Annotated in this window: 5 protein-coding genes and 1 pseudogene; all 6 read right to left on the bottom strand. The window is 39.5% G+C overall.

The genetic code is table 11. The features are described from left to right. A pseudogene (gene padA / locus HMPREF2991_RS09115) lies at nucleotides 1-5,354 on the bottom strand (LPXTG-anchored isopeptide-forming adhesin PadA); the annotation flags it as partial. A 59-nt stretch (nucleotides 5,355-5,413) separates the two neighbouring features. Next, the gene (locus tag HMPREF2991_RS09110) at nucleotides 5,414-6,001 is read right to left on the bottom strand and encodes a TlpA family protein disulfide reductase (protein ID WP_070683911.1); all 588 of its coding nucleotides are present in this window, start codon (nucleotides 5,999-6,001) and stop codon (nucleotides 5,414-5,416) included. Nucleotides 6,002-6,391: 390 nt separating this feature from the next. Next, nucleotides 6,392-7,738: a type I glutamate--ammonia ligase gene (gene glnA / locus HMPREF2991_RS09105; protein WP_061587530.1), complete on the bottom strand. Its 1,347-nt coding sequence runs from the start codon at nucleotides 7,736-7,738 to the stop codon at nucleotides 6,392-6,394. Nucleotides 7,739-7,776: 38 nt separating this feature from the next. Then, a complete protein-coding gene (gene glnR / locus HMPREF2991_RS09100; RefSeq protein ID WP_070683909.1) occupies nucleotides 7,777-8,133 on the bottom strand; it encodes a transcriptional repressor GlnR in 357 nt (118 codons plus the stop codon). A gap of 76 nt (nucleotides 8,134-8,209) precedes the next feature. Then, nucleotides 8,210-8,737, bottom strand: coding sequence for an FUSC family protein (locus HMPREF2991_RS09095; protein WP_000119887.1), 528 nt, complete (start codon nucleotides 8,735-8,737; stop codon nucleotides 8,210-8,212). Between the two features lie 132 nt (nucleotides 8,738-8,869). Then, nucleotides 8,870-10,684: SspB-related isopeptide-forming adhesin (locus HMPREF2991_RS11305; RefSeq protein ID WP_257372025.1), on the bottom strand; the 1,815-nt coding region annotated here is incomplete at its 5' end.

Here is a 10,684-nt window from a genome sequence, read left to right as displayed (position 1 = left end):
CCATTCAATTTAGCACTTGAAGTTCCTGCGAACTCAAGAACATCCACTAGTGTATCCGTTACCGCGAAGACTGTCGCATCTTGCGCTACTGTTGTTTTCACGTTGTAAGTGAAGACTTGGTCACGTTTGTCAAGAGTTTCAGCTTCTTTGCCGTTCACATCTTTCTTGATTTCTGGTTCTTCTGGTGTTGGTGGCGTTACTGGGACTTCATTAGAGTCTTTCGTAAAGCCTGGTTTGTTTGGAAGATCTGCCTTGTAAGCTGCCTTGTTAGGAACTTTCACAGTCTTATCTTCTGATAGGTAAGCAGACAAGTTCGCGCCGGCTTTGATCTTCGCGTCGAATGTTAATTCAACTGCTTGACCGCCATTGGCTTTCACTTGTTCTTCTGTAAGGGTCAAGGTGATGGTTTGACCTTCTACCTTGATTTGGCTTGCTTCAAGAGCTTGACCATTCAATTTAGCACTTGAAGTTCCTGCGAATTCAAGAACGTCTACTAGTGTATCTGTGACTGAGAAGGCTGTCGCATCTTGCGCTACTGTTGTTTTCACGTTGTAAGTGAAGACTTGGTCACGTTTGTCAAGAGTTTCAGCTTCTTTGCCGTTCACATCTTTCTTGATTTCTGGTTCTTCTGGTGTTGGTGGCGTTACTGGGACTTCATTGGAATCCTTGTGATATTTCGGATTGTGATCGATGTCGTAAGAAGCCTTGTTTGGAATTTCAGTCTTACCATCTTTGGTTACATAAGCAGACAAGTTGGCATTATCTCTAATCTTAGCCTTGAAATTCACTTCAATAGACTTACCGGCATCTGCTTTTACAGAAGCTTCTGTAAAGGCAACTTTGATGACTTGACCAGAAAGTGTCACTGTCGCCTTCGATCCTGCATCCTCACCATCAAGTTTAACAGTAGCTGAAGCATTCTCACCGACAAATTCTAGAACTTCTTTCAACTCGTCTGTCATCTCAAACACAGTTGCGCTGGCAGGCATTGTTGTTTTCAAAGTATAAGTAAATTCTTCATTACGTTTTGCAAGATCATAACGTTCTGCTCCGTTTACTTCCTTCTTAAGCTCTGGAGTAGTGGTTGGTGGTGGTGTAACTGTAACTGGTTTTGATTCTTTCTTAGAATCAGGATTATCATTAATGATGTAGCTAGCAGTATTTGGTACTACCGGCTTGTCTTTTGATTCATTTGGATAAGTCGCTAAGAGTGCATCAAAGGTAATGCCTTCCTTCACCTTAGCCTTAAATGAAACTTGTACAGCTTTACCAGCATATTGTTTCACTTGCTCTTTACCAAATGTGACCGTCAAACGTTGACCTTCTGTTGTTACAGTGAGGTCTTGAACAGCTTGGCCATCAACAGTGACCGTTGCTTCTCCTTCAAATGCCAATTCTTTGACGATATCATCTGAAATGGTGAAGGTATCTGCCACATGTGGAACCGTTGAGTCAATCGTATAAGTAAAGATTTCTGATAACTTACCAAGATCTGCGTGTTCCTGACCATTCACCTTCTTCGTGATTGGTGGTGGTGTAACAGTGACCGGCTTGGTTTCTTTCTCACCTTGTTGGTCATTCTTGTTGGTGTAAGTAATCTTAGCTTTGTTCTCAATAGATGGAACAGTTGAGCCTTTCTTCACTTTGGCATGAATCACGAGCTCTACTTCTTGGTTACCGTAGTCACCCGCATTCGCAAAATCTTTCATCGTTGCAGTCACGGTTTGACCTTGAACTGTTACATCGAAGAATTTCGCTGCAGCTCCCTTGATTTCAGCTTGACCTGGAGTCAAGTTCTCATCCAAGGTATCCGTTACAACGAAGGACTTGTACGTTGTAATATCATTTGGCAATTTCGCTTTAATATTATAAGTAAAGTCGGTTTCCGCACCGATTGTTGCCTCTGTCAGTGTTTCGTTGATTTTCTTATCAACACCTGGTTCTGATGGAGGGGTTACGGTGACAGGTTTCGTTTCTTTTTCTCCGCTATGATCGTTCTTATCTGTGAAGCTGAACTTCGCAGTATTTGGAATGTTGATACGCGTCACTCCATCATTAATCTTAGCCGGAATAATCAATTCCACTTCTTGACTAGCAAGGTCTGTAGCCTTCGCAAAGTCCTTCATCGTTGCAGTCACGGTTTGACCCTCAACTGTTACATCGAAGAAGGCTGCAGCTGCTCCTTTGATAACTGGTTTGCTTGAAGTTTCATTGATAACTGACAAATCTCCTTCAAGTGTATCTGTAATCACAAATTTCTTGTAATCTGTAATATCGGTTGGAAGTTTTGTCTTAATGTTGTAGTTATACGCTTGACCTGTCGCGATATCTAAGTGATCAAGAGTTTCATTGATCTTCTTCGTTACAGGAGGTGGCGTTACGGTTACAGGTTTCGATTCAACTTCTTTCTCTACATTATTCTCATTTGTAAAGGAAATAGAAGCCTTGTTTTCAATGGTTGTGCCTGTCACACCATTTTTAACTTTTGCAGGAATGACTAGTTCAACAGTTGAGTATTTTGCAAGTTCACCAAACTGACCATCCTTCACCGTTGCTGTAATCTCTTGGCCATTGGTGTGGATATCAAAGAGGGCCGCTGCAGAACCTTTAATACTTACGTCACCTGCAAGTTCCAAATTAGCATCTAGTGTATCACGAATCACAAATTTCTTGTAATTTGCAACATCACTTGGTACTGCTGTTGTAATGTTGTAGTTGTATGGTTGTCCATCAAATGTTTGGAATGTATCCAAGTTTTCATTAATCTTCTTATCAATAGAAGGTTCTTGTGGTTTTGGTGGTGTAACCGTTACTTTATTCGATGTTTTCTTGATATCATTCAAGGCAACATCTGCCGTGTTAGGTACTTTAATTTGACCATCTTCCTTGTATTTAGAAAGGTCAGCACCCGGACGAATCTTAGCCTTGAAGGTCAATTCAAGGTATTGAACATCTTTAGTTTTACGACGCGTTACCTTACGTGAGATTTTTTCAAGTTGAGTTTTATCAAGAGTCAGTGAAACAGTTTGACCTTCAACTTTTGTAGCAGTTTTCAACTCAGTATTATCTTTTTCACCAAGTTTTACATTCAAGCTATCTGCCTGAACTTCCAACTCTGAAACAACTGTATCCGTAAGGCTGAATGTATCTGCAATGCCTGGCCATGGAACAGTCACCTTGTACTCGAAGAGTTCTTCTTCTTTCTTAAGATCTTCATGTTCCTTATCATTGACCTTCTTCGTAATTTCTGTTACAACTGGAGGTTTCACGTAAACTGGATTTGAACGGCGAATGGTACTTGGTTTGTCAGCTGTTTTAGCATGTTTACTTGGATCAGGATTATTATCCTCACCATTCCACATGATATTACCCTGGTTCAGCAAACCGAAGCCATCATTATCCTGAAGAAGGGCCATGAATTCTTTGCTCGCTTGATTATTGCGATATTGCTCCTTCAAGCGAACGGTAATGGTCATTTTAGCTTTTTGAAGCACTAAGTATTCATAACCATTCACACTTGGTACATCAGCAACAACAACTTCACGTTCGTTTCCGAGATCGTCATTTTGTTTCACTACACGAGTCAAGATTTGACCTTGTGGTCCAGAAGCATGATGACCTACAACTTCTAAACGATAGTCAAGAGGGTCTGTCAACATAACGTTTTGCTTAAACTCATAAGGAACGTTGTTGAAGTTGTAATCTACTGTATAAGTAAATGTTTCGTCTTTGGCAGACAAGTTCGCTGCATAGGCTGGTTTTTTAGTCAATTGAAGTGGATCTTCAATAGTACCAGTATCATTGCTTTGATCTTGGTCTGCAATTTTCTTGGTGGCACTTGGGTAACAGTATTCAAGTTTTTGAACTTCTACAGTTTCTTTCGAACCACCGATTGTTTCAGTCGCAAAATCACCAACTTTAAATTTACCAGTCAGCTCAGGAACTGGAACTGTCTCCTTAACTGGTTTGTAGTCTGCAGGAGGGTCTTGCTCATCATCCTCATCAACTTGTTCAGCATGTGCTTCCTTACTCAAATCATAGTCAAACTTGTTGTTTCCTGGATTAAAGACACTCTCTGGAACAGAGATTGTAACCTTGTCTCCTTCTTGAACAATCTTACCACGAATTTCTTTCTTCGAATCGGTAACCTTTGATACAATCTTCTTACCATTAATTCGAACTGCATCTACCTTATATCCTGGAGTAACTTCAAACTCACCTTTGATATCTTCTTTAACCAGAGCAGCACCAACAGATTCTAGAACTCGACTTGAGAATTTATTGATATCGCTTTGTTCATTAACATAGAAGGAAACATCTTTTCCATTGATATTTTTAGCTGGAGAAGCCATCCCCTCTAATGCTTCATGGAAAATCTCTTGGACACTTCGGTTATCCCCTATATCAAAATATTTTGAATAACCTTCTTTATATGTGTCATAGTACTGAGCTTTGGAATTCGCAAAGATTGTTACGTCTTCCCAGAAACCAACTACTACTGTTCCTTCAGAACCAACAACATTTTTAAGTCTTGTAGATGCTTCCTTAACCTCTTTCACACGCCCTAAAACGTTTTGAGACGCCTCTGTTAGTTCATTAAAATTCCATGCACGTGTAAGAATATTGTTCCGATAGTCACTGTACTCTAGACGAACCTTACCATCAGGGTCACGTTTCCCATTGGCAACACCATCCGTAATCAAAAGAAAGATAGTTTTACGACCATTAGCCATATTCCCTTTTCTTTCATTATATTGAGCAATGACATCGTCAATAGCTGGAACAGTTGGTGTTCCTCCCGCTACTTTAATATTATTAATGAATTGATGGATATCATTTTGATCAGAAGACAAGTTACTTGCCTTGTATTTGTAATCATAGTCAGGTCCCCAACTACCATAAACATCTTTACGACCTGTAAAATCATTATTGTAGTAGTAGTTGTATCCATCTGCACCTTGGAAGGTCGCCATCATAACCCGGTCTGATGTATCTGGATTATCAGTCTTAACCAAACGTGGGTTATTTTCATCATACTCTTCTTCCTTCACAAATGTCGTCAGAGTTTTTAAAGCGTTCTGGACATTTGGAATAGTGTTCTTAAATGATCCACTCGCATCCTGCAAGATTACCAAATCCACCGGTTTTCTAGGCAGGCGCCAGCTAATTTTTTCCGTTTTTTCAATTTTACGGGAACATCCATTTTGTGTTATCTTTGTATTTCCACCTACTTCAATAGTACTACCGCCTTCATTTGCTGCAGCGCTACCAAGTATCTGTCCCATTAAGGCTAATGGAACAGATAAGAATAAAATGATAAACAATATGGAGACCTTTTTAATGAAATCTCTCATTGCTATTTCTGAAATCCTATTGTGATTTCTTCTTCCCCCTTTTCTATAGTAGATATATGTTAGTTGAGTAGTGTTTGCAACTCTTTAGAAAAGCTTTCCGCATTGGAATGATTAACCAATACATTTTTTACTTCTTGCTTCTTGGTTACAAAATACATACTTGGTATGGTCTGAACCTGTAATAGATCTGCCGCTGATTGATCTTCGTCATAATAATAAGGGAAAGTGTATCCTTTTTCCTTAATGTATCGATCAGCACTCTCCTTTGTTTCTTTACCAGGTTCGTTCATATTCAGTAAAACAAAATTGATCTGTTCACCATACTTTTCATACATCTGCTGAACAATGGGTAGTTGTTTCTGACAATGAGGACACCAACTAGCCCATTCGACAATTAACATAGGTTTATCATACAGCTCTGAACTAGCAACCAATTTACCGTCTTGAGAAGTCATTTTAAATTCTGGAAGTTGTTGACCTTTTAGACTCAAGGCAGTATTGTTCTCAGCACTTGAAGTTGATTGCGAAACTGATGAAGTCCCTACTTCTCCGTCCTTAGCGGGTCTAGTATAATAAATCAAACCCACCGACAATCCGATGATGACTCCCACTGCTAAAAACGGAAGCCACCACTTATCTTTTTGCATAGAATCTCCTTTCCTTTTTAATGAAATATGGCGAGTAGAACTTGAGTAAATAATATAGTAAATAATTTATAAACTCTCCGAAACTCATCCATTCCAAAAAACATTTTATCATTTACTAATTCGTATTTCAAGAAATATGTTGTCAAATTGTAAACTTTTTTCTTCCCCACGCAAAACCCGCCACACTACTGCATTAAATAGGTATAATGAAAATGATTGGACGTTATTTTCTAATTATTTTCAGAATATTATTTCTTTTTAATGCATAATTCACTCTTTCTTGTTTTCTGTTTTTCTATATAATAACTATACTAAAAACAGCAACGAAATACATTTAAAAATTTGCAATAATAAAAAAGATTGCCCAATCAGACAATCTTTTTTATGTTCTTAATACAAATCAAGATAATTATCAACTTCCCATTGTGACACAAAGGTTGCATAGCTAGCCCACTCGATACGTTTAGCTTCAAGGAAGCTCGTGTAGATGTGTTCACCTAGGGCTGCCTTGACCACTTCATCCTCAGTCAAGGCTTTCAAGGCGTTGTGAAGCGTTGATGGAAGGTCAGTAATTCCAGCTTCCTTACGCTCTTCCGCTGTCATGATATAGATATTTTCTTCGATAGGAGCTGGTGCTTCGATTTTGTTTTCAATACCATGCAAACCAACTTCCAATAGAACTGCCATAGCGATGTATGGGTTTGCCATCGGGTCCACTGAACGCAACTCAAGACGAGTTCCCATACCACGTGAAGCTGGTACGCGCACAAGTGGTGAACGGTTACGACCAGCCCAAGCAATATAAACAGGTGCTTCATAACCTGGAACCAAACGTTTGTATGAGTTAACTGTTGGGTTCATGATAGCAGTATAGTTGTAAGCATGCTTGATCAAACCACCAAGGAAATGGTAGGCCGTTTCAGACAACTGCATTCCTTTTGGATCATTTGGATCAAAGAAGGCATTGTTTCCTTCTGCATCAAACAAGGACATATTACAGTGCATACCTGATCCGGCAATACCAAATTTGGGTTTTGCCATAAAGGTTGCGTAAAGACCGTGTTTACGAGCAATGGTTTTTACTACAAGCTTAAAGATTTGAATCTTATCACAAGCGCGGAGCACTTCATCATACTTGAAGTCAATTTCATGTTGACCAACCGCAACCTCGTGGTGACTTGCTTCTACTTCAAATCCCATTTTAGTCAAGACATTCACAATCTCACGACGCGTATTGTCCGCAAGGTCAGTAGGGGCCAAATCAAAATAGCCACCCTTGTCATTCACTTCAAGTGTCGGGTCTCCATTTTCATCAAGTTTAAATAGGAAGAATTCTGGCTCTGGACCAAGGTTGAAAGATTTAAATCCTACTTTTTCCATGTGATGAAGAGCACGTTTGAGGTTGCCACGAGGGTCACCTGCAAAGGGTTCACCTTCTGTTGTATAGACATCACAGATCAAACCTGCAACACTTCCGTTTTCATCTCCCCAAGGAAAGACTGTCCACGTATCCAAGTCTGGGTACAAGTACATATCTGACTCATTAATACGTACAAAACCTTCAATAGAAGATCCATCAAACATGGCTTTGTTTGACAAGACCTTATCTAACTGTTCATCTGTAGCAGGAATTTCGACGTTTTTCATGGTTCCCAGAATATCTGAAAACATGAGACGGATAAAGGTAACATTTTTTTCCTTGACTTCACGACGAATATCTGCAGCTGTGATTGGCATGGGTTTTCTCCTTAATATATATGACTACTTGCGATTGCCTAACCGCGACCAAAAGGTGACTGCGCTGAAGCAAAGCGTCCCTGCTGGAGGAGCTCATTATGAAGCGCACGACGCACCTCCGTTGGGCTCACTGCTTTCTTGGATTTCGCCTCACGCTCAGCGTATTTCTTCTTAATGGCAGCGATATTGAAACCTTCTGAGATATAATCTTTGATCTCAAGCAGACGATCCATGTCATTCAACGAATACATGCGACGGTTCCCTGCGTTTCGATCAGGTTTGATCAACTCTTGATCTTCATAATAACGAATCTGACGCGCCGAGAGATCGGTCAATTTCATAACACTGCCGATAGGAAAAACAGCCATATTTCGGCGAAATTCTCTTTCCTTCATTTACAATTTCCTTCTTCCTGTCTATTATAGTCTAAAAAAAGACAAACGTCAATGAATAATGTCATAAAATGTAACATTATTTTCTTTTTTTCTCCCAAAAGAGTTTCAGTTGCTCAATATCATAATTTACAAGGATTGCGACAAAAACTCCCATAAATGTTTCAAATACGCGCGCAAACACGTACAAAAATGTTTCTCCGCTTGGTATTGATAGGGTAATAATCAACATAGCCGCTACACCACCAATAACTCCTGCCTTGTTATTCATGGCAACGTTTGTCATAATGGTTAACATGGTGCAAATCGGAACAACTAGTAAGGTTACCCAAAAGGCTCCATGAAATAAAGTATTTAAGAGGAAAAAGACAAGGGCGTAAAAACCTCCGATGCTATTTCCTAAGATACGCGAAGTTCCAAAATGGACACTCTTATCAAAGCTCTCTCGTAAACTGAAGACCGCTGTTAGTGCTCCGATTTGAAGCCCCTTCCAGCCAAAAAAACCAAAAATCAAGAGAACTATAAATACGGCAATCCCTGTTTTGAAGGTTCGCATACCAAGCTTGAACTGTGACTTATCAAATTTATATTTTTTAAAATAACTCATAATCTCAACTTTCTACTACCATTTTAACATAAATTAGTTGATTTTATGAGTGAAAATCAATAGGAAGCGTTTTTAATTTAGGGGTACAAAAAAGAGGAAACAGAGTTCCTCTTTTCTATTTAAATTCAGAGCTTAGTTACTTTCGTCTTCTTTACGTTTCAACTGACCAAGTCCTAAAACTCCTACTAAAGCTGCTAGACCAAGATATGGCATGTAGCTTGAATCATTTGTACCTGTTTGAGGTAGAGTAGGGTTCCCTTTTGGATTTGGAGTAGGAGTTGTTGGCTCCTCTGGTTTCTTAGGTTCTGGCGTTGTCGTGCGAACTGTATTTGAAGCATAAGCAACTTTGTTCACAGTATTTACATAGGTATTTTCAAAGGTTCCGACAGCAATTCGTTTCATTTGAATATAAGTCTCAGCCTGGAATGGAGAATCCAACTGAATCTCTTGAAGGAATTCTTCCTTGAAGCGAATTGTAATCATTCCCTTATCTTGATTATGTTCAACCTGTGTTTCAGCGGTTAAGTCTGTCCCTGCCTTGATAACACGACCGTCTTTCAATCGGATATCAACCTTGGCAAGAACTTTATAGTTTCCAGTGTATTGATCACCTTTTTGGTCATAATCATCTACAAAACTATAGTCATTTAAGTCCTCAGAATGATTTTGTGGAATCAAACCACCAATTAAACGATAATTGAAGTACTGGTTCAACGGAATTGTTTGGCCATCGATATTGTCACTGCTTGGATCCATACTGATTGTCACATCTTTTTTAGGTGTGATTTTCGGTACATTATTGACAACTACTTCTGTAGCATAGCCATTTCCAAAATCAATTTGGTAGGCTTTGTTTTCATACTTACCACCCGTTTGACCAAATTCAGGTTTAACTGTCATCGGATCTGTGATGAGCAATGATTTTCCTGCTGCTACATAGTTCTTGTAGAATTCGGCTGGATTATCAGCTGAGAAGAGTTGGAAAGCACCTTTAACAGTGATGTTTGCTTTCTTCAACAGATCTTGAACCTTCTTAGGCGCAGCTTCTAAACTATCAAACTGTTGAACACTGATACCTGATACAAGATTGCCCTCTAGATCACGGATCTTAACCAATTCTGGTTGAAGGGTTAAGGCTTCTTCTGGATAATCATCCACATAGTAGAAACCATTTTGAATCGCTTCTTTAGAAGATTTATCTCCCTTGTATTGGTCCAAATCCCATGTGAGTTCATAGTAGTTCGTTGAACCAGCTAGAACTTCTTTGCCATCAATATTCACACCTTGCTTGTTCTTGTTAACTTTCAAAGGCTTGATGTAGTTGTTATTTGGATTGTCAGGATCATTTGGTTTACCTGGAGTCGTTACACGAACAATGTTTGACTTGACACCGTAGGCATCGTTGACTGTCAATGTAAAGTTGTTTGTATAAGTCGCCCCATCATTCAAGACACGACCAACAACAGTTGGATATAGAGTCTCAAAGGATTTTGTCAAATCTGCATTGAAAGCTGCCAAGGTCTCCTCAGTAGCCTTAAAGGTTACAGTGTGACTAGCTTTGTCATAGCTTGTTTCAAAACCTTTGCTTGCAGCCTTGGTTGCTTCCAAATCAAACTGATAGCCAGTTGGAAGTGGATCTACCAATACAAACGAAGTTGTTTTTGGACGCCCTGCAGTTAAAGCTTCCGTTTTCAACTCAAACTTCACTACAGACTGCTTAGCAACTAGAGTACGGTCGATATCTACTCCATCCTCATTTTTAATTTCTTTATTAATCTGAGGTTGTGCAAATAGACGATTGTAATGGAAGTGAACTGTTGGCACCGCTGGTGGTGTTGGCAAGTGCTTAGGAGTTGGTGCTAGCGGCGGAGTTGGCAATGGATCATAATTTGGCTCTTCTGGTTTTGATGGCTCTGGTTGATCTGGAGTTTTTACCGGTGGAGTTGG

This window comes from Streptococcus sp. HMSC072D07 (assembly GCF_001814835.1).
Classification (GTDB): domain Bacteria; phylum Bacillota; class Bacilli; order Lactobacillales; family Streptococcaceae; genus Streptococcus.
This window is presented reverse-complemented; position numbering and strand designations above follow the sequence as displayed.